This window comes from Vibrio sp. SG41-7 (genome assembly GCF_014164465.1).
In the GTDB taxonomy this organism is placed as follows: Bacteria; Pseudomonadota; Gammaproteobacteria; order Enterobacterales; family Vibrionaceae; genus Vibrio; species Vibrio splendidus.
In genome coordinates, this window is the sequence record NZ_JACJFF010000019.1 from 1 (window position 1) to 21,258 (window position 21,258).

Sequence of the window (21,258 nt, forward strand, 5' to 3'; positions counted from 1 at the left end):
AAGCGCTTAGCTTGGCTAATTTGACCTGCTGATTCGTTTTGGTTTCTTACGAAGCCTTCCCGTTTCAACGAGGTCGCATTATAGAGATTTCGATCACACTGGCAAGCCCTTTTTGAAGTTTTTCTCGTTTTTTTATTCGTTCGATTAAAAAGAGCACAAAACGCCTCAAAAGTAGGCTTTTCTCTTACATCTCTTGCAATTTTTTAGAGAATAAAGAGACTTTTTCCCAGTTCGTATACTCAACTTCCTTGGTTGTGTCCGTTTCTCCGCCTGTCATATTCATAATGAAGCGAATCATGGTTTTATCGAACCAGTTATAACGAGGGTAATAGAGAGCACCCGCGAATACACCGATTAGAGTCGGCTGCCATGGTGACTTAAGAAGAAACTTCTTAATATAGGCACTACCTTCAGGGGTGTCTTTACCTTGGTCTTCTTTACGAGCCGTTAAGTTAACGCAGAAGAAGGCAACCTTATTGGATTGCAACTGAGTAAGGTTGGCATCAATGAACTTATATAGCTTCTTATTAAGGTGGCCGTAACGAATAGATGCACCAATCAACACTCTGTCGTATTGAGCAAAGTCGACATTACTAATAGTGTGCAGATCTTGAAGCTCACATTCGAACTCATTCATTTCTTCTTTTATATAGTTCAAGATCTTCTTGGTTTGCCCTTCACGGCTTGAATACAAAAATAGAGCTTTTGCCACAATATGTCCTTAGCTACGCCAAAACGTAGGGGTCAACAAAATTAATAAGGTGAATATCTCTAAACGACCAAACAGCATAGATACGATCAACACCCATTTGGCCTTATCATTCACATCGCCGAAGTGCATTGCCACTTCACCTAAGCCAGGGCCAAGGTTATTCAATGTTGCCGCTACGGCAGAGAAAGCACTCAGCTCATCCATCCCAGTAGCAATAAGAGCCAACATACAAACCACAAAAACCAATGCGTATGCAGAGAAGAAGCCCCAAACCGCATCAACAACACGTTGTGGTAACGCAGAACCGCCAACTTTGATGGTATAGACAGCACGCGGGTGAACAAGACGCTTCATTTCACGAGCACCTTGTAGAGTAAGCAATAAGATTCGAATAACTTTCATACCACCGCCCGTTGAACCTGCACAGCCCCCTATAAAAGAAGAGAACAGAAGCAGAACAGGTAAGAACAATGGCCACTCGGAGAAACCTGTAGTGGTGAAGCCTGCTGTCGTCGATATAGATACCGTTTGGAACAAGGCTTGATCAAAGGCATCGTAATACGAGTCATAAGAGTGGTGATTAAGCAGTAATAAGAAACAAACTAAGAACAAGACTGCTTGAATAAAGATAAAGGCGCGGAATTCAGGATCTTTCCAATAATACTTAGGATGCACACCACCAGAAGCAAATGCAGCAAAGTGAAGCGAATAGTTACACGCAGAGATAAGAAGGAACACGACCGTAATCATGTTGATAGCCGGACTATTGAAATAGCCCATACTCGCATCGTGAGTCGAGAAGCCACCAATCGCAATAGTAGAGAAGCTATGACTGATAGCATCAAAGAAGCTCATGCCTGCAAGCCAAAACGCCACCGCACAAGCAATCGTTAGACTCAGATAGATGTACCAAAGCGCTTTTGCCGTTTCAGCAATACGCGGAGTCATCTTACTGTCTTTTACAGGGCCCGGGATTTCTGCACGATATAGCTGCATACCACCGATGCCGAGAACAGGAAGGATGGCTACCGCCAATACGATGATACCCATACCACCAAACCATTGCAGGAACTGGCGGTAAAACAGAATCGCCTTAGGCAGATCATCGAGGCCGACAATAACGGTCGCGCCCGTGGTTGTTAATGCAGAGAAGGATTCGAAGAAAGCATCGGTTACCGACACATTGGGGTTATCGGCGATCAAAAACGGCAGCGCACCAGCACTACCGATTACCGTCCAGAATAAAACAACAATCAAGAAGCCATCACGCGCTTTCAATTCATGCTTATAACGTCGGTTTGGAAACCAGCAGGTTGCTCCACAGAATAAGAGAACAAAAAAGGTCGTCACAAATGGAACACCCGCACCATCTCGATAGATCAGAGCGACGAGCGCAGGTGCGAGCATTGATACACTAAAAAGTGCTAATAATAATCCGACGATTCGAATAATTGAGCGAAATTGCATGAGCTATTGAACGAAGCGAAATGCTTCACACTTCCTAGTTGTCTTTGACTTTCGTTACCAGTGCCTTAGCACCGCTTTTATTGATCATGGTTTGGGTAAACGAATCTACCTGAAGGAGCTCTATTTCAATAATAAGCTCAACTTGAACACCATAATCCGCTTGGACTTCAACAGCCTGATGCTGAGCCATGATGGATTGTGCAATCGGCACAAAGCCATAGTCTAACTCTAGCCGTAATTTTGTGGTTATTTTTTTCTCGATAGTTTGAAGCAGCTTGAGAGCTTGTTGTACTCCACCACCATAAGCCTTAACTAAACCACCAGTACCGAGCTTGATTCCGCCTGAATAGCGAGTGACTACAGCCGTTAACTCGCCAACACCTGAACCAGACAGTTGCGCCAAGATAGGCTTTCCAGCAGTACCCGAGGGTTCGCCATCATCACTAAAGCCCCACTTCATCGAGTCTTCAGGTCGCCCTGCAGCAAAGCCCCAACAGTTATGTCGCGCTGAAGAATGCTCTTTTTTTACCTGTTCAACGAACTGCTTAGCAGCTTCTACACTTGGAGTATGAGCAAGATGAGTAATAAAAACGCTCTTTTTTATCTCTTCTTCAAATAAAGCCGACGCTGACGGTACTAAATAGGGCTGTTCATTCATATCGTTAACTTAATTATTAAGAGCGACGAAGTGTATCACGCGTGAATAATAAGGGTTAGAGGATCTGTGCTGTCGCACAATGTTAAACAATTGTTTAAAAAATGTATTGAAATTAATCAAGCAGAGGTACAGACTAGAACAACTGGTCTTACCAGGTGCTCTACAATAATAGAAAGATAACAAGATTCTCTCAAACAATCGTGGATTGTATGTCATGGAGATAGACAATGATTTACCAAGCTAACACCCTACAGGTAAAGGAATTACAAGATGGTATTGCGGAATTAAGCTTCTGTGCACCGGCATCTGTAAACAAACTCGACCTTGCAACTTTAGAATCACTAGATAAAGCGTTAGATGCTCTTAATGCTCACGCAGGATTACGTGGTTTAATCTTAACTTCAAACAAAGACGCGTTCATTGTGGGCGCAGACATCACTGAATTTCTTGGCCTATTTGCTAAGCCAGAAGCAGAACTTGATGAATGGTTAAGATTCGCTAATTCAATCTTCAGCAAGCTCGAAGACCTTCCTGTCCCAACTCTTTCAATGATGCGTGGCCATGCCCTTGGCGGCGGCTGTGAATGTGTACTCGCTACCGATTTCCGTATCGGTGACAAGACCACCAGCATAGGTCTACCAGAAACCAAACTTGGCATCATGCCTGGTTTTGGTGGTTGTGTGCGCCTACCTCGTGTTATCGGTGCTGACAGCGCGATGGAAATTATCACTCAAGGCAAAGCATGCCGTGCAGATGAAGCGCTTAAAGTTGGCTTGTTAGATGCGATTGTTGAAACAGACCAACTACTAGAATCAGCGATCAACACGGTTTCTTTGGCAGCCAATGAGAAACTTGATTGGCAGCTACGCCGCAAACAAAAAACGTCAGCGCTTTCACTAAGCAAACTAGAAGCGATGATGAGCTTTACCATGGCTAAGGGCTTAGTGGCTCAAAAAGCAGGGCCTCACTACCCAGCTCCGATTACTTCTGTGATTGCAATTGAAGAAGCAGCGCGCAGCGATCGCGATGCGGCGTTAGACATTGAACGCAAACATTTCGTTAAGCTAGCAAAATCTGAAGAAGCGAAAGCCCTTGTCGGTTTATTCTTAAATGACCAATACATTAAAGGCTTAGCAAAACAAGCTGGTAAGTCTGCGAATAAAGCAACTGAACGCGCAGCAGTACTTGGCGCTGGCATCATGGGCGGCGGTATTGCTTACCAGTCAGCATTGAAAGGCGTGCCAGTGATGATGAAAGACATTGCACAAGCGTCTCTTGATCTTGGTATGAACGAGGCTTCTAAGCTGTTGAATAAACGCTTATCACGCGGTCGCCTGGATGGGTTCAAGATGGCAGGCATTCTGTCTTCTATTACTCCAAGTCTACATTATGCAGGTGTTGAGCAATCAGATGTGATTGTGGAAGCGGTTGTAGAAAACCCTAAAGTAAAAGCAGCAGTTTTGAGCGAAGTGGAAGGTCTGGTTGGTGAAGACACGGTTCTTACATCAAACACCTCAACGATTCCAATCAACCTGTTAGCGAAATCTTTAAAGCGCCCTGAAAACTTCTGTGGCATGCACTTCTTTAATCCAGTACACCGCATGCCTTTGGTTGAGATCATCCGTGGCGAGCATACTTCAGAAGAAACAATTAATCGCGTAGTCGCTTACGCAGCGAAAATGGGCAAATCCCCTATCGTTGTTAATGACTGCCCTGGCTTCTTCGTAAACCGTGTACTTTTCCCTTACTTTGGCGGTTTCAGCATGTTGCTACGCGACGGTGCTGACTTCACTAAGATCGATAAAGTCATGGAGCGCAAGTTCGGTTGGCCAATGGGCCCAGCATACCTACTAGACGTTGTTGGTTTAGACACAGCACACCATGCCCAAGCAGTAATGGCGCAAGGTTTCCCTGAGCGTATGGGTAAAGAAGAGCGTGATGCGATTGACGCGCTTTATGTCGCTGAAAAATACGGCCAAAAGAACGGCAGCGGTTTCTACACGTACAGCGTAGACAAGCGCGGTCGCCCTAAGAAGACCTTCTCTGAAGACATTCTTCCTATCTTGGCTGACGTATGCCAACAGCCACAAGACTTTGATGACCAGACCATTATCCAGCGCGTGATGATTCCAATGATCAACGAAGTGGTGCTTTGCTTAGAAGAAGGCATTATCGCGACACCGCAAGAAGCGGATATGGCACTGGTTTACGGTTTAGGCTTCCCTCCATTCAGAGGCGGCGTATTCCGCTACTTAGACAGTGTGGGTATTGGTAACTTCGTTGAAATGGCGAAAGGCTACCAAGACTTAGGTGCAATGTACCAAGTTCCTCAACTATTGCTTGATATGGCAGCGAAAGGCGAAAGCTTTTACGACGGCCAACAAGCCAGTTCTCTGTAACCCACATTTGGAAAAGGAATAGCAAAATGAAAAATGTAGTTGTTGTTGATTGCCTTCGTACCCCAATGGGACGTTCCAAAGGTGGAGCTTTCCGTCACACTCGAGCTGAAGATCTGTCGGCACATTTGATGAAAGGCATTTTAGAGCGCAACCCAGAAGTAAACCCTGTCGAAATTGAAGACATTTACTGGGGTTGTGTACAACAAACGCTAGAGCAAGGCTTCAACGTTGCACGTAACGCTGCCTTGCTTGCTGGTCTACCGATTGAGATTGGTGCGGTGACGGTCAACCGTTTATGTGGTTCATCTATGCAAGCTCTGCATGATGCAACCCGTTCTATCATGGTGGGTGATGCTGAAATCTGCCTGATTGGTGGTGTCGAGCACATGGGTCATGTACCAATGAACCATGGTGTTGATTTTCACCCTGGCATGTCAAAACACGTAGCGAAAGCGGCCGGCATGATGGGTCTAACGGCTGAGATGCTAGGCAAAATGCACGGTATTAGCCGTGAAGACCAAGACGCATTCGCAGCGCGCTCACATGCTCGAGCTCAAGCAGCTACAGTTGAAGGTCGTTTCAAGAATGAAATCCTGCCAACAGAAGCTCACGCAGCAGACGGTTCACTGTTCACTCTGGATTACGATGAAGTCATTCGCCCAGAAACTACGGTTGAAGGCTTATCTCAGCTTCGCCCGGTATTTGACCCAGCAAACGGTACGGTAACAGCAGGTACTTCATCAGCACTGTCTGATGGTGCATCGGCAATGCTTATCATGAGCGAAGAGAAAGCCAACGCACTTGGCCTGAAGATTCGCGCTCGCGTGAAGTCGATGGCTATCGCTGGCTGCGATCCTTCAATCATGGGTTACGGCCCAGTACCAGCGACGAAAAAAGCACTTAAACGTGCGGGCCTAACCATCGAAGATATGGGTGTGATTGAGCTAAACGAAGCGTTTGCTGCTCAATCTCTTCCATGTGCGAAAGACCTAGGTCTACTGGATGTGGTTGACGAGAAAGTAAACCTTAACGGCGGTGCGATTGCTCTTGGTCACCCACTGGGCTGTTCTGGTTCTCGTATCTCGACGACCCTAATCAACCTGATGGAAGCACAAGACGTGAAATACGGTTTAGCGACCATGTGTATTGGTTTAGGCCAAGGTATTGCAACGGTATTTGAACGCCCATAGCGGTCGTTGGTTGTAATACTTGTAGGGTAATCTTTTGTGCAGCTATATTTATATAGCTGCACTTTTTATTGCTCGGCGTCCAATAATGTATCGATTCGTTCAGCGAACTTAGCGAGAGAAAAAACATCACTCACATCTATGCACAAAACGCATAGATTCAATGTTGATGTTTCATTATTTTTTCTTCGATGATTCAACTAAAGTTACTTCAGTTTCCTAATATTCCTCCCACGGAGCAGATCATGTTTAAAGCACTTGTACTAAACCAAGAAGATAAAAAAACTATCGCATCAGTATCTCAAATTGATGAATCTCACTTACCAGAAGGTAACGTGAAGGTTGATGTGAGCTACTCTTCTTTGAACTACAAAGATGGTTTGGCGATTACAGGTAAAGGGCGCATTGTTCGTAACTTCCCTATGGTTCCTGGTATCGACCTTTCAGGTGTGGTTTCACAATCTGATGACCCGCGTTACAAAGCAGGCGACGAAGTTGTTCTAACTGGTTGGGGTGTTGGTGAAGGTCACTGGGGTGGCATGGCTGAGAAAGCGAGCCTAAACGGTGATTGGTTAGTGCCAATGCCAGCGGGTCTAGACGCTAAGAAAGTCATGGCGATCGGTACAGCAGGTTTCACCGCAATGCTTTGTGTGCAAGCTATCGTGGATGCAGGCATCAAACCAGAAGACGGTGAGATCCTAGTCACTGGCGCAAGTGGCGGCGTAGGCAGCGTGTCTATTACGCTACTTAACCAACTGGGTTACAAAGTGGCTGCGGTGACTGGTCGTGCTTCTGCAAACAGTGAACTACTTAAATCACTAGGCGCGACACGCATTGTAGAGCGTGCTGAACTAGAAGAACCGGCGAAGCCACTTGAGAAACAACTGTGGGCTGGTGCTATCGATACGGTAGGCAGCAAAGTACTTGCGAAAGTATTGGCACAAATTGATTACAACGGCGCGGTTGCAATGTGTGGTCTAGCAGGCGGTTTTGACTTACCAACCACGGTAATGCCATTCATTCTGCGTAACGTTCGCCTACAAGGTGTGGACTCGGTAATGTGCCCTCGTGAAAAACGTATTAAAGCGTGGGAACAACTGGCTGAGCTATTACCAGAATCTTTCTACGGCCAAGCGACTAAAGAAGTGTCTTTAGATGGCGCAATTCAAGCTGCAGAAGACATCACTAACGGTCAAATCACTGGTCGCGTAGTTATAAAGCTTTAGTAATCAGCTAAAGCTTAACTATCCCAGAACAACAAAGGGCTGATTACTATCTGCCCTTTTGCATTTTTGTCATTAGAATCAAGTGAACCAAAGCTAAGACCTCAGTTAACCCAAACCTACATCCGCAATCCGTTTTTGAATCAGCTCACCACACTCTTCTTTTACCACTCTTCTTAACCATTGTTGCGAGGCAGAAGAATCGCAGCGCGAGTGCCAGATCAGTGAGTAATCAAACGGCATAAACTCAAATGGTAATGGCTTGACGACTAAGTCATAACGTTCTGCCACCAAATAAGCCAGATCGGCTGGTACAGTGATCACCAACGGCATTCTATCGACAATCGCTAATGCGGCTTCAAGGTGATAAGCACGTAGCACCATTTTACGTGGGTTTTGATTGGCTAAAGCATTATCTAATAACGCTTTAACACCATCACTGATCGCAATCATCGCGTGCGGGAGTGATACATAGTCTGCAAGGCTTAAAGGCTGATCCGCCAATGGGTGGTTTTTAGATAACAGACACGATACACCGACCGGCCCCAATACCTCTTGATGAAGTGGTGCAATGCTGCCACTCGGGCGACAAATCGCCATATCCACACGTTCGGTGCTGAGCTGTTTAAACAAATGTTCATGCTGCAGCGGAGCAAACTCCAAAGATATGTTCGGCGCTTGTTCATAAATCTTAGGCAACGCATAAGGCAAGATGGTTTGCATCGCGTAGTCAGTGGTCGCAATTAAAAAACGCTCACTGCAATAGTAAGGATCGAAATCACTCGGACTCAGCAACTGACGGAATGATTCTAAAGGCTGATCAATGCGCTGGCTGATCTCGAGTGCTTTCTTGGTGGGAATAAGGTGCTGACCTTGGCGTGTAAACAGGGGATCGTTGAGTAGTTCTCTTAAGCGCCCTAATACTCGGCTGGTTGCCGATTGGCTTAGGTTCAGACGAAGCGCGGCTTGACTAACGCTGCCCTCTTCAATCAATACCTTTAAGGCGACCAGTAAATTCAGGTCTCTACGATAGATGTCTTCTAATTCCACGCCACTTACCTAGTTGTATAGAACTGTCATTAGTTACTAAGTTGTTTATAGCATGCTTTAGATAAAAAAAATCCCGCAATTATGCGGGGAAGCCCAAGAAAATCTGGGGATAGTGTCGGAATGTTGTCGTATCGGAATTTGCTTGTTGTATTCGGGTTAGTGCTCTTGCTCTTCGGCTATACCTTGCCAACGGCGCATCTCTACCCAAATACCAATAATCGTTGCTACTATGCCAAAGATAGGCATCAGTGAAGTCTCTGTCGATGAGCGTAAAACTAACGCACAGAAAGAAATAAAACAGAGAACTGAATAAATTGTTAATCTATCTAATCCTGTCAACATCGCCACTCCTTAGCTAGTTGCCTTTGTTTCGAGTTGTTATCAACTTGTTAACCAAGTTATAGGAAATGATTCTGTTTGCCAAGCACTTATTGCATATTTTTTCTGCAGACGTATTATTCACTCGTTAGATAGAAATAGAGATACAAACCATGACATTCAAACCTGAACTGGCAACCCATACTTTAGAAGCTGAAGGCCTACGTTGCCCGGAACCAGTAATGATGGTCAGGAAGACAATTAGAAACATGCAGGATGGCGATGTGTTACTGGTAAAAGCTGACGATCCTTCGACAACTCGAGATATCCCGAGCTTTTGTCGATTCATGGATCACCAGTTGGTAGGTCAAGCGACAGAAACGTTACCTTACCAGTATTTGATCAGAAAGGGATTGGAGGCATAACGCCCCACCGAGTATCAAGCATCAAAAAAGCCGCTCGTACCTTAATGTTCTTCAACAGAACTCAGAGTACGAGCGGCTTTTTATTTATTCGTTTCTAGACTTGTTTTGCAGATGCTCAAGCTGATGCTGAATTTCTCGGATATCTTTGCGCATAGGAATAATATGCGCCACTCGAATCCAGGCCTCTACCGCAAGCCCAGTCATGATCATCGAACCAGCCACCATTGGTAGCCACATGTCCGTCAACACCATGCCTAATAGTGTAAGTGCAAGACCAAAGGTAAATAGATAACTTTGGCTTTGTGGAGTAATACCCATATAACGCGTCAACATAATCATGCCCTCGTGTTCTTAACTCACAAGATTAAAATATCATGACAAGTATGACAGTTATATGTCCATTCGCTCGATAAACCCGACAATACTGTAAGAGTATGACCTACAACACACTACTCCACTGGTTGAATATAATAAGACTCAATACTACCGCTTAATAGAAAGCCGCTGCGATAGCCAAACCCACGAATAACAAGGCGGTGATCTTGCGAATCAGATCAAGAGGCATCTTATCTGCCGATAACTTACCAATGATCACCACTGGCACATTCGCCAGCAACATACCAATGGTAGTACCCAGAATTACCCACGTTAATGCATCAGAATATTGAGCCCCTAGAATGGAGGTCGCAATCTGAGTCTTATCGCCAATCTCAGCAATAAAGAAAGCGATAAAACTGGCGACAAATGGGCCTCGATTCGAGATCTGCTCATCGTCATCCAACTTATCCGGAATCAGAATCCAGCCCGCCATCGCAATGAAACTGACCACCAGCACCCATTTTAAGATTTCAGGAGATAAGTAATCTGCGATAACGACACCGAGCCATGCAGCAAGAGCATGATTGGCAATGGTGGCAAAGAAGATAGCCGCGATGATAGGTATCGGCTTGCGATATCGACTGGCTAATAAAAGGGATAGCAACTGAGTCTTATCACCGATCTCGGCTAAGGCGACAGTTGTAATTGAAATTGCTAAAACGCTCACGACATGCTCATTTGGGACGGAGATTATTATATTTAACCAAAGACAAACCTCGCGCCCCATCCCGGTTCACGATGCTTGTCTAAGGTCTTGCTAAGCGCCACCAAGATGGTGGTTGCCTCGAACGCCATGATGATTTTGCATCAATTATGTTGACGGACGAACTCATTCAATAGGATATGAATAAGTAAGCTACTCCCCAAAGACCGCGAGATTTTAATCACCCACGCTTTCAAACACAAGTGTCAAAGTTATCAAAATATCCACTTGTGCCGAAAAACAAACATTAAAGGCAAAAAAATCCACTAAACGACATTTTAGACTACTAATTAAACAAGATTACCCCTACTCGCTTTACCAATATCTCGGTATACTCAGAGGTTATTTTTCTCATTCATTTAAAAGAATCGCGCGAACCTGACTATGCAAAAATACGATATCAAAACCTTCCAGGGAATGATCCTCGCGCTGCAGGATTACTGGGCACAAAACGGTTGTACCATTGTTCAACCACTAGATATGGAAGTAGGTGCTGGCACCTCTCACCCAATGACATGTCTACGTGCACTTGGCCCAGAGCCAATGTCTACGGCATACGTTCAACCTTCTCGTCGTCCGACCGATGGTCGTTACGGTGAAAACCCGAACCGCCTGCAGCACTACTATCAATTCCAAGTAGCTCTAAAACCTTCTCCAGATAACATCCAGGAGTTGTACTTAGGCTCGCTTGAAGTTCTTGGTGTCGATCCACTTGTTCACGATATTCGCTTCGTAGAAGACAACTGGGAAAACCCAACGCTAGGCGCATGGGGTCTTGGTTGGGAAGTATGGCTAAACGGTATGGAAGTGACTCAATTCACTTACTTCCAACAAGTTGGCGGTCTTGAGTGTAAGCCTGTAACGGGTGAGATCACTTACGGTATCGAGCGTCTAGCAATGTACATCCAAGAAGTAGACTCTGTTTACGACCTTGTATGGAACGTAGCACCAGACGGTTCTAACGTGACTTACGGTGACATCTTCCACCAAAACGAAGTTGAGCAATCAACGTACAACTTCGAGCACGCAGACGTAGATTTCCTATTCACTTTCTTCGACCAGTGCGAAAAAGAGTGTAAAGAGCTACTTGAGCTTGAGAAGCCACTGCCGCTTCCAGCTTACGAGCGCATTCTAAAAGCAGGTCACGCATTCAACATTCTTGATGCGCGCAAAGCTATCTCTGTAACAGAGCGTCAACGTTACATCCTTCGTATCCGCAACCTGACTAAAGCTGTTGCAGAGGCGTACTACGCGTCACGTGAAGCGCTTGGCTTCCCAATGTGCCGTTCTGTAGAAAAAAAGGAAGGTAAATAATCATGGCGAAGAATTTTCTAATTGAACTGGGTACGGAAGAGCTTCCGCCAACGGCACTTCGTTCTCTAGCAGAAGCCTTTGCTTCTAACTTTGAAGCGGGTCTTAAAACGGCTGAGCTTTCTCACGAAGGCATCAAGTGGTACGCAGCACCTCGTCGTCTAGCACTTAAAGTGACGGCACTGGCTGAAGGCCAAGCAGACAAAGTCGTTGAGAAGCGCGGTCCTGCAATTTCTGTCGCATTCGATGCTGAAGGCAACGCGACTAAAGCTGCACAAGGTTGGGCTCGTGGTAACGGTATTACTGTTGAGCAAGCTGACCGTCTGAAAACAGACAAAGGTGAGTGGCTTCTTTTCAAACAAGAAGTGGCTGGCAAACCAGTTCAAGAATTGGTAATGGACATCGCTGCGAAAGCACTGGCTGGCCTACCAATTCCTAAAGCAATGCGCTGGGGTAACTCAGACATTCAATTTATCCGTCCAGTGAAAACACTGACAGTACTACTAGGTGATGAGCTTGTTGAAGGCAAAATCCTAGGCGTAGCTTCTGCTCGTACTATCCGTGGCCACCGTTTCATGGGCGAACAAGAGTTCACAATCGACTCTGCTGACCAATACCCTGCGATCCTAGAAGAGCGCGGTAAAGTAATGGCAGATTACGATGCGCGTAAAGCGATCATTCTTGCTGATGCTAAAAAAGCAGCAGATGCGGTTGGCGGTATTGCTGACCTAGAAGATGACCTTGTTGAAGAAGTTACCTCTTTGGTTGAATGGCCTGTGGTGCTTACTGCTAAGTTTGAGCAAGGGTTCCTAAAAGTGCCTTCTGAAGCTTTGGTTTACACCATGAAAGGCGACCAGAAGTACTTCCCTGTTTATTCGCATGAGATTGGTGACGCTGAAAGAAGCCTTCTACCAAACTTCATCTTCGTATCGAACATCGAGTCTAAAGAGCCTCGTCACGTTATCGAAGGTAACGAGAAGGTTGTCCGTCCACGTCTTGCTGATGCTGAGTTCTTCTTCAACACCGACCGTAAGCGTCCGCTTATCGACCGTCTTGCTGAACTAGACCAAGCTATCTTCCAGAAGCAATTGGGTACAATAAAAGACAAAACAGACCGCATCACAGAACTTGCTGGCTACATTGCTGAGCAAATCGATGCTGACGTTGAAAAGTCTAAGCGCGCAGGCCTACTAGCTAAGTGTGACCTAATGACATCAATGGTATTCGAATTTACGGATACTCAAGGTGTGATGGGCATGCACTACGCAACGCACGATGGTGAAGACGATCAAGTAGCACTGGCACTTTACGAGCAGTACATGCCTCGTTTCGCAGGTGACACACTACCAAGCACTGGCATCTCTTCTGCTGTAGCAATGGCAGACAAGCTAGACACTATCGTGGGTATCTTCGGTATTGGCCAAGCACCAAAAGGTTCTGACCCATTCGCTCTACGTCGTGCATCACTAGGTGTGCTACGTATCATAGTTGAAAACGGCTACAACCTAGACCTAACTGACCTTATCGGTAAAGCGAAAGAGCTACTAGGCGACAAGCTAACTAACGAAAACGTAGAAGCTGACGTTATCGACTTTATGCTAGGTCGTTTCCGCGCATGGTACCAAGATGCTGGTTTCAGCGTTGATATCATCCAAGCGGTACTAGCACGTCGTCCAACCAAGCCAGCTGACTTTGACCAACGTGTTAAAGCGGTTTCTCACTTTCGTGAACTGGAAGCAGCAGAAGCATTAGCAGCAGCGAACAAGCGTGTAGGTAACATCCTCGCGAAATTCGATGGCGATCTACCCGCTGAAATCGATCTAGCGCTTCTTCAAGAAGACGCAGAGAAAGCGCTGGCTGAAAACGTTGAAGTAATGACGGAAGCACTAGAACCAGCATTCGCGACAGGCAACTACCAAGAAGCCTTAAGCAAACTTGCTGATCTACGCGAACCCGTTGATGCATTCTTCGATAACGTAATGGTTATGGCTGATGATGAAGCGCTTAAGAAAAACCGTCTAACGCTACTGAACAACCTACGTAACCTGTTCCTACAGATTGCTGACATCTCTCTACTGCAAAAATAAGCACGAGTGAGACAGTTGCTCTAAGTCATACTCTGAGTAACTAACGGTAAACACCCAAAGGGAAGCGAAAGCTTCCCTTTTTGTTTTTGTGAACCAAGCATTTGTTTGTAGGCGTATTATTGATTAACTGAATGAAACAGCACTCAGACTGTAGAGGGCATTGTTTGCTATAAATAACCTGTTTATTCAGGGGAAGGGAACAATGAAAAAAACAGTACTCGCGCTTTCAATGCTCGCACTCAGCGCATGCAGCCAAACCAGTGACAATAACCTATTACTGACAATTGATAACGACACTGTCGTATTTGAATCATCAGGTAAAGGCACCGTAATTGCAGAACAGGAACTCGCCAAAGGTAGCTATACCTTCTCTATCAGCGACGCTCAAAATACCTGTGGTACTAACTATGCTTTGGCTGAAGAGAGTCGCATCAAATTCAATAAACCCCTTCGTCTAGACGACTGTGCCGAGAATTCTGAAATCGCCATCAAGGTCTTTCGCGCTAACACCTACCAGTTTACGCTCAACCCACAGACCAATGAACTCACGGTTCAGATAAAGCCAAAGCAGCAACAAGTTCAAAGCTTTGCCTGCCCAGTACCTAGTGACCAGCCAACCACCATCAACGTTGCTCAAACCTTTGATGATGGCACCTTGGTAAGAGACGCCCTTTCAGGAAAACAAGTCACAGTTACCAACGGCAGCGTCACCATGCAGCCAGCAGAAAATAGCCAAGGCGTTCTGCTACTCGAGAAAGTAGAACCAGAAACCAAAGCCGATTTTAGTTGGGACAACGCCACGGTTTACTTCGTGATGACCGACCGCTTCCACAATGGCAACCCTGATAACGACAACAGTTACAATCGTAGCCAAGATGGACAAGATGAAATAGCCACCTTCCACGGTGGTGACTTAGCCGGGTTAACCGAAAAACTCGACTACATAGAATCACTCGGTGCCAATGCCATCTGGATTACCTCTCCACTAGAGCAGATCCATGGCTGGGTTGGCGGCGGTGATCGCGGTGACTTCAAACACTACGGCTACCACGGCTACTACCATCAAGATTGGACCAAGCTCGATGACAACATGGGCACCGAAGACGAGCTGAAAACCTTCATCGATACCGCGCACAGCAAAGGCATTCGCGTTGTTTGGGATGTGGTAATGAACCACACCGGTTATGCGACACTTGCCGACATGCAAGAGTTTGATTTTGGTAAGCTCAACCTAACTGACGAAGAAGCCAAACAAACACTTGGCGAAAATTGGACAGATTGGCAACCCGCTAAAGGTCAGAACTGGCACTACTTCAACAACTACATCTCTTACAGCGACAAAGAAGCGTGGGAAAAGTGGTGGGGCAAAGCTTGGTTGCGCAGCGATATCGGCGCCTATGACTCTCCGGGTTACAATAACCTCACCATGTCTTTGGCGCACCTGCCCGATTTCAAAACAGAGTCGACAGAGACAACCGGGCTGCCTAATTTCTATCTCAATAAGTCCACCAGCGCGACCGATGAACTCAAAACCCCTCGTGAACATCTCATCACTTGGTTGTCTGACTGGGTACGCGAATATGGCGTTGATGGCTTTAGAGTCGATACCGCGAAGCACGTTGAGTTAGATGCGTGGGCAGAACTGAAAGAGAGCACTAATCAAGCGCTTGCAGAATGGAAGCAGAACAACCCAGACAAAGCGTTGGATGACCTACCATTCTGGATGACGGGTGAAGTATGGGCACACAGCGTGGTGAAATCAGACTATTTCGCTAACGGGTTTGATTCGATCATCAACTTTGAATTCCAGAGTGATATCGCACCCAAAGCACTTAAGTGTCTATCCGATCTCGATGCTGACTACCTGCGCTACGCAGACAAGATCAACAGTGACAGTGAGTTCAACGTGTTGAGTTACCTTTCATCTCACGACACCTCGTTATTCTGGACACAGCACGGCAGTGACTTTGCTAAACAAACCAAAGCTGCAAACGCGTTGATGCTGACTCCTGGTGCAGTGCAGATCTATTACGGTGATGAAATCGCTCGTGATTTCGGCCCAACAGGATCAGATCCGATGCAGGGCACCCGTTCAGACATGCCTTGGGATCAAATCACAGGCGAACGAGCGCAGCTGTTAGAACACTGGCAAACCCTTGGCCAATTCCGCCAACGCCACCCAGCGGTAGCCCAAGGTAAGCACATCATTCGTAACAGCCAGGGCTACTATGCGTTCGAACGCCAATACCAAGATGACAAGGTATTAGTCGTTTATACCGGCTCAAAGTAAACGCTGATTGAAATAACCCGCACAAATTAAAAGGAGAAGCTTAGGCTTCTCCTTTTTTGATCACGAAACACTCGTTCAATAAGAAAGCAGACACTCATTAGTTAAACTTTATAGAAGTTTTTTTCACGTTAGAGCATTTGGCGCTATGCGTCGCAAAAACATTGCGGTATGTTCAAGGAACACACTGATGGTAGACATAAGGTCTGCCTTAATGACACATAACAAGCAATCACAATGAATTAGGTAAAATAAGTAATGCAGTTCTCTAAGTTTGGTGAAAAATTTAATCGATACTCTGGAATCACTCGTTTAATGGATGATTTGAATGATGGCCTGCGCACTCCTGGCGCAATCATGCTCGGTGGTGGCAACCCAGCCGCTATCCCAGCCATGCTCGATTACTTTAACCAAGCCAGTGCCGACATGCTCGCCAGTGGAGAACTCATCGCCGCCCTCGCCAACTACGATGGTCCGCAAGGCAAAGACAGCTTCATTAAGTCGTTAGCGGCAATGCTGAAAGAAACTTATGGTTGGGACATCAGCGAGAAGAACATCAGCCTGACCAACGGCAGTCAAAGTGGCTTCTTTTACCTATTCAATCTTTTAGCAGGCCAACAGCCAGACGGATCACACAAGAAAATCTTGCTACCGATCGCGCCGGAATACATCGGCTACGGCGATGCTGGCATTGATGACGATATTTTTATCTCTTACCACCCAGAGATCGAACTGCTAGAAAACCGCCAGTTTAAATACCACGTTGATTTTGAACAGCTCAAGGTTGATGACTCGGTTGCCGCTATCTGTGCCTCTCGCCCAACCAACCCAACCGGTAACGTGCTGACCGACGAAGAAGTACGTAAACTGGATAAACTGGCGCGTGAAAACAACATCCCACTGCTGATCGACAATGCTTACGGCCTGCCGTTTCCAAACATCATCTTTGAAGATGTCGAGCCGTTCTGGAATGAAAATACCATTCTGTGCATGAGCCTATCTAAGCTTGGTTTGCCGGGTGTGCGTTGCGGTATCGTGATTGCGAGCGAAGAAGTAACACAAGCTCTGACCAACATGAATGGCATTATCAGCCTAGCACCCAATAGTGTTGGTCCTGCGATTGCTAACCACATGATTGAAAAAGGCGATTTACTGCGCTTAAGCAGCGAGGTAATCAAACCTTTCTATAAAGATAAATCTCTACGTGCAGTTGAGCTCTTACAAGAAGCGATCGATGACCCTCGCTTCCGTATCCACAAGCCTGAAGGCGCGATTTTCTTATGGCTATGGTTTGATGAACTGCCGATTACCACCATGGAGCTGTACGACCGCCTCAAAGCTCGTGGCGTATTGATTGTTCCGGGTGAATACTTCTTTATCGGCCAAGAAGACGAGTGGGATCATGCCCATCAATGTCTACGCATGAACTACGTGCAAGATGATGAGGCGATGCAGAAAGGCATTTCAATCATTGCTGAAGAAGTGAAAAAGGCTTACTCAGAACAGTAATAAAACCTTTTAGGTTACTGTAGGCCAAATACAAAAAAGAGCACCGACCTTCTTCAAGGTACTGGTGCTCTTTCACTTTTACTTCCCGATATTTATTAGCTCAAATGAGCTAATAACGCTTAACCTTCTAGAAGACTATTACCATTGATAGCAATCTTACGTGGTTGCATCGCTTCTGGGATTTCGCGTTCTAGGTCGATGTGAAGAAGACCATTTTCCATGCTTGCACCTACCACTTTTACGTAGTCAGCCAGTTGGAATTTACGTTCGAAATCGCGCTCGGCAATACCTTGATATACGAAGGTTTTCTCTGCTTCAGCTTTACGCTCACCTTTAACAATTAACATGTTCTCTTTTTGAGTAAGGTCTAATTGGTCATCTGAAAAACCAGCGACTGCCATAGTAATACGGTAGTTATTCTCGTCTTTTTGCTCGATGTTATACGGAGGGTAACCGCCAGAAGCATTTTTTGATGTGTTCGCTTCCATCATATTGAAAAGACGATCGAAGCCGATTGCGTTGCGGTAAAGTGGAGTGAAATCTACAGTTCTCATAATGCTATCCTTTTAGTAAGCAATAGTCTTAGCCGTGATTTTTACTGAGATCGAACCTGTGTGTGACCCAGTAAACAGCTAAGGGATTCAGTTCGCATTCCTCGGGTTTCACCTCTATTGGCGACAACGCTGGGACATGGCAATGAATCAATTTTTAAATTGTGAGCTGCCAAAGTTATCCTCTATTGAGCGATACTTAGTTAGCGGAAATGAAGGTTTTGTTTCTTCTCTTGTAGAGCAAGACAGTCATCTTCTTCACAACTAGATATGTGGATTGAGCAAAATAGTTTCAAGGGTTATTCGTTAAAAAATTATAGAATCGTACTAAGAGATCCCCAACTCGGTCGTTCCTCCCTCTTGAGGATGACGCTCCAACTTATTGAAAAATAATCAAAATAACGGCAATAAAAAAGACCGCCATTTTGGGCAGTCTTTTTAATAACAAATTTAGTTTTTTGAGACGAAGCTATTTCGTTTTAGTTCAAAGAAGAGGCGCGGAGCATACGAATGTATGTGAGCACCTCTGACACAGAAATTAAGCGAAAGAGCGAAGTATCAAAGATACTAAACGTCTAGGTTAGCTACTTTAAGTGCGTTTTCTTCGATGAAGTTACGACGCGGTTCTACTTGGTCGCCCATCAACGTTGTAAACAACAGGTCAGCACCAACAGCATCTTCAATCGTTACTTGCATCATACGACGAGTTTCAGGATCCATTGTCGTTTCCCAAAGCTGATCAGGGTTCATCTCACCTAGACCTTTGTATCGTTGTAGGCTCAGGCCACGACGAGACTCTTTCACTAACCAGTTCAGAGCTTCAACGAAGCTAGAAACTTCTTGAGTACGCTCGCCACGCTTAATGTAAGCACCTTCTTCAATCAGGCCATCAAGAGCTTCAGAAAGATCTGCTAGCTTGCCAAACTCTTTAGAGTTAATTAGATCAATGCTCAGTACGTGCTCATGAGTTACACCATGAGTACGAACCACAATCTTAGGAACGCTTAAACCTAGCTCTTCGTGTTTTTCAACTTCAAGAGAATATTGGCTCGCACCCGCTTCTTTACCGTTTAGTTGCTCTACAAGCTGCTTACCCCAAGCTTCAACCACCGCATCATCATGACACTGCTCAGCGGTTAGGCGAGGAACGTAAATCAGTTCGTGAACCAATGCGCGTGGGTAGCGGCGGCTCATACGATCAACTAGCTTGATGCCTGCATTGTATTGCTGAACAAGCTTCTCTAAGCCTTCACCAGCAAACGCAGGTGCTTCAGGATTTACGTGCAGTTCTGCATTGTCTAAAGCCAAAGATACTTGATACTGGTTCATCGCATCTTCATCTTTGATGTACTGCTCTTGCTTACCCTTCTTCACTTTGTAAAGTGGCGGTTGAGCAATGTAGATGTAACCACGTTCAATCAACTCTGGCATTTGACGGTAGAAGAACGTCAGTAGCAGAGTACGGATGTGAGAACCATCGACATCGGCATCGGTCATGATGATGATGTTGTGGTAACGCAGTTTATCTGGGTTGTATTCATCACGGCCAATACCACAACCAAGGGCTGTGATTAGCGTTGCGACTTCTTGAGAAGACAGCATTTTATCGAAACGCGCTTTCTCTACGTTAAGGATTTTACCTTTAAGCGGTAGGATTGCTTGGTTCTTACGGTTACGCCCCTGCTTAGCTGATCCGCCAGCAGAGTCTCCTTCCACAATATATAGTTCAGACTGTGCAGGATCTTTTTCCTGACAGTCAGCTAGTTTACCTGGAAGACCCGCTAAATCTAATGCGCCTTTACGACGAGTCATCTCACGAGCTTTACGCGCTGCATCACGAGCACGCGCTGCATCGATAATTTTAGAACAAACGATTTTCGCTTCACCTGGGTTCTCAATTAGGAACTCAGATAGCTTCTCACCCATCGTAGACTCAACGGCAGACTTCACTTCTGAAGAAACCAGCTTATCTTTAGTTTGGCTTGAGAACTTAGGATCTGGCACTTTCACTGAAACAATCGCTGTCAAACCTTCACGAGCATCATCACCTGATGTTGAAGTCTTCGCTTTCTTCGAGAAGCCTTCTTTGTCCATGAAGCTGTTCAAGGTACGCGTTAGTGCACCACGGAAACCCGCTAAGTGAGCACCACCATCACGTTGAGGGATGTTGTTGGTGAAACAATAAATATTTTCTTGATAACCGTCATTCCATTGCATCGCAACTTCAACGGTAATACCGTCTTCACGCTCATGATCGAAATGGAATATTTTCTGGATAATCGGTGTTTTGTTGGTGTTTAAGTGCTCAACAAACGCTTGGATACCGCCTTCGTATTCGAAGTGATCCATTTTGTCTTCTTCGCGCTTATCAATTAGCTTAATTGATACACCTGAGTTCAAGAATGATAGCTCGCGTAAACGCTTGGCTAAAATATCGTAATGGAACTCGATGTTATTGAAGGTTTCTTCACTCGGCCAGAAACGAATCTCTGTACCTGTTTTGTCCGTGTCACCCACAACCGCTAGTGGCGCTTGAGGCTCACCGTGGCAGTATGTTTGAGTGTGGATTTTGCCACCGCGATGGATAGTAAGAGTAACTTGCTTAGAAAGTGCGTTAACTACTGAAACACCAACACCGTGCAGACCACCAGATACTTTGTACGAGTTATCATCGAACTTACCACCAGCGTGAAGAACCGTCATGATTACTTCTGCTGCTGATACTTTTTCTTCTGGGTGCAATTCAGTTGGAATACCACGGCCGTCATCGCTTACTGACACAGAACTATCTTCATGGATAGTTACGATGATGTCATTACAGTGACCAGCGAGTGCTTCATCAATAGAGTTATCTACCACCTCAAAAACCATGTGGTGCAGACCGGTACCATCATCCGTGTCGCCAATGTACATTCCAGGACGCTTACGTACCGCATCCAGACCCTTCAGTACTTTAATACTCGATGAATCGTAATTATCTGACATAGTTACTC

Annotated in this window: 17 protein-coding genes; 8 read left to right on the top strand and 9 right to left on the bottom strand. The window is 45.6% G+C overall.

From position 1 onward, the window contains the following. Positions 1-184: 184 nt before the first annotated feature. Genes hemG through H5300_RS07480 form a run of 3 tightly spaced genes read right to left on the bottom strand, consistent with a single transcriptional unit; the run spans position 185 to position 2,837 of the window. A complete protein-coding gene (gene hemG, locus H5300_RS07470; protein WP_017077284.1) occupies positions 185-712 on the bottom strand; it encodes a menaquinone-dependent protoporphyrinogen IX dehydrogenase in 528 nt (175 codons plus the stop codon). 9 nt (positions 713-721) lie between these two features. Next, entirely contained in the window at positions 722-2,179 is a 1,458-nt protein-coding gene (locus H5300_RS07475) for a TrkH family potassium uptake protein (protein ID WP_017077285.1), read from the bottom strand. A gap of 34 nt (positions 2,180-2,213) precedes the next feature. After that, complete coding sequence (locus H5300_RS07480) at positions 2,214-2,837, bottom strand: YigZ family protein (RefSeq protein WP_102462813.1); 624 nt, start codon at positions 2,835-2,837, stop codon at positions 2,214-2,216. A gap of 227 nt (positions 2,838-3,064) precedes the next feature. Here H5300_RS07480 and fadB point away from each other — a divergent pair, with 227 nt between their 5' ends. From fadB to H5300_RS07495, 3 genes are all read left to right on the top strand, one after another. Beyond that, positions 3,065-5,236: a fatty acid oxidation complex subunit alpha FadB gene (gene fadB, locus H5300_RS07485; RefSeq protein WP_102451428.1), complete on the top strand. Its 2,172-nt coding sequence runs from the start codon at positions 3,065-3,067 to the stop codon at positions 5,234-5,236. 26 nt (positions 5,237-5,262) lie between these two features. Then, on the top strand, positions 5,263-6,426 hold the full coding sequence (fadA, locus tag H5300_RS07490; RefSeq protein ID WP_004736671.1) for an acetyl-CoA C-acyltransferase FadA: 1,164 nt from the start codon (positions 5,263-5,265) through the stop codon (positions 6,424-6,426). Positions 6,427-6,668: 242 nt separating this feature from the next. Beyond that, positions 6,669-7,649 (top strand): MDR family oxidoreductase, encoded by a 981-nt coding sequence (locus H5300_RS07495; RefSeq protein ID WP_182795734.1) that lies wholly within the window; start codon positions 6,669-6,671, stop codon positions 7,647-7,649. A 105-nt stretch (positions 7,650-7,754) separates the two neighbouring features. Here H5300_RS07495 and H5300_RS07500 read toward each other — a convergent pair whose 3' ends face one another. Beyond that, the gene (locus H5300_RS07500) at positions 7,755-8,696 is read right to left on the bottom strand and encodes a LysR family transcriptional regulator (protein WP_017083704.1); all 942 of its coding nucleotides are present in this window, start codon (positions 8,694-8,696) and stop codon (positions 7,755-7,757) included. A gap of 156 nt (positions 8,697-8,852) precedes the next feature. Then, positions 8,853-9,038, bottom strand: a complete 186-nt coding sequence (locus H5300_RS07505) for a hypothetical protein (RefSeq protein WP_004736674.1) — start codon at positions 9,036-9,038, stop codon at positions 8,853-8,855. 149 nt (positions 9,039-9,187) lie between these two features. Between H5300_RS07505 and tusA the strand changes: the two genes are divergently transcribed. Then, positions 9,188-9,439 carry a sulfurtransferase TusA gene (gene tusA / locus H5300_RS07510; RefSeq protein ID WP_004736675.1) on the top strand — a complete coding sequence of 84 codons (252 nt, stop codon included), beginning with the start codon at positions 9,188-9,190 and terminating at the stop codon, positions 9,437-9,439. A gap of 84 nt (positions 9,440-9,523) precedes the next feature. Here the strand turns inward: tusA and H5300_RS07515 are convergent, their stop codons facing one another. Next, complete coding sequence (locus H5300_RS07515; RefSeq protein ID WP_004736676.1) at positions 9,524-9,778, bottom strand: hypothetical protein; 255 nt, start codon at positions 9,776-9,778, stop codon at positions 9,524-9,526. 151 nt (positions 9,779-9,929) lie between these two features. Then, complete coding sequence (locus H5300_RS07520) at positions 9,930-10,484, bottom strand: TMEM165/GDT1 family protein (protein ID WP_017077289.1); 555 nt, start codon at positions 10,482-10,484, stop codon at positions 9,930-9,932. Between the two features lie 420 nt (positions 10,485-10,904). Between H5300_RS07520 and glyQ the strand changes: the two genes are divergently transcribed. From glyQ to H5300_RS07540, 4 genes are all read left to right on the top strand, one after another. Continuing rightward, positions 10,905-11,834 (top strand): glycine--tRNA ligase subunit alpha, encoded by a 930-nt coding sequence (glyQ, locus tag H5300_RS07525; RefSeq protein ID WP_017073808.1) that lies wholly within the window; start codon positions 10,905-10,907, stop codon positions 11,832-11,834. Positions 11,835-11,836: 2 nt separating this feature from the next. Next, positions 11,837-13,918: a glycine--tRNA ligase subunit beta gene (gene glyS / locus H5300_RS07530; protein ID WP_182795735.1), complete on the top strand. Its 2,082-nt coding sequence runs from the start codon at positions 11,837-11,839 to the stop codon at positions 13,916-13,918. A 202-nt stretch (positions 13,919-14,120) separates the two neighbouring features. Continuing rightward, positions 14,121-16,208, top strand: coding sequence for an alpha-amylase (locus H5300_RS07535; RefSeq protein WP_182795736.1), 2,088 nt, complete (start codon positions 14,121-14,123; stop codon positions 16,206-16,208). Positions 16,209-16,463: 255 nt separating this feature from the next. Next, positions 16,464-17,714 carry a valine--pyruvate transaminase gene (locus tag H5300_RS07540; protein WP_017092348.1) on the top strand — a complete coding sequence of 417 codons (1,251 nt, stop codon included), beginning with the start codon at positions 16,464-16,466 and terminating at the stop codon, positions 17,712-17,714. Positions 17,715-17,833: 119 nt separating this feature from the next. On the opposite strand, the gene H5300_RS07545 is transcribed toward H5300_RS07540, so the two are convergent. Together H5300_RS07545 and gyrB are read right to left on the bottom strand one after the other, a co-directional pair. Further along, positions 17,834-18,268: an Hsp20 family protein gene (locus H5300_RS07545; RefSeq protein WP_102571935.1), complete on the bottom strand. Its 435-nt coding sequence runs from the start codon at positions 18,266-18,268 to the stop codon at positions 17,834-17,836. A 564-nt stretch (positions 18,269-18,832) separates the two neighbouring features. Next, positions 18,833-21,250, bottom strand: a complete 2,418-nt coding sequence (gyrB, locus tag H5300_RS07550; protein ID WP_102474466.1) for a DNA topoisomerase (ATP-hydrolyzing) subunit B — start codon at positions 21,248-21,250, stop codon at positions 18,833-18,835. Between the last annotated feature and the right edge of the window lie 8 nt (positions 21,251-21,258).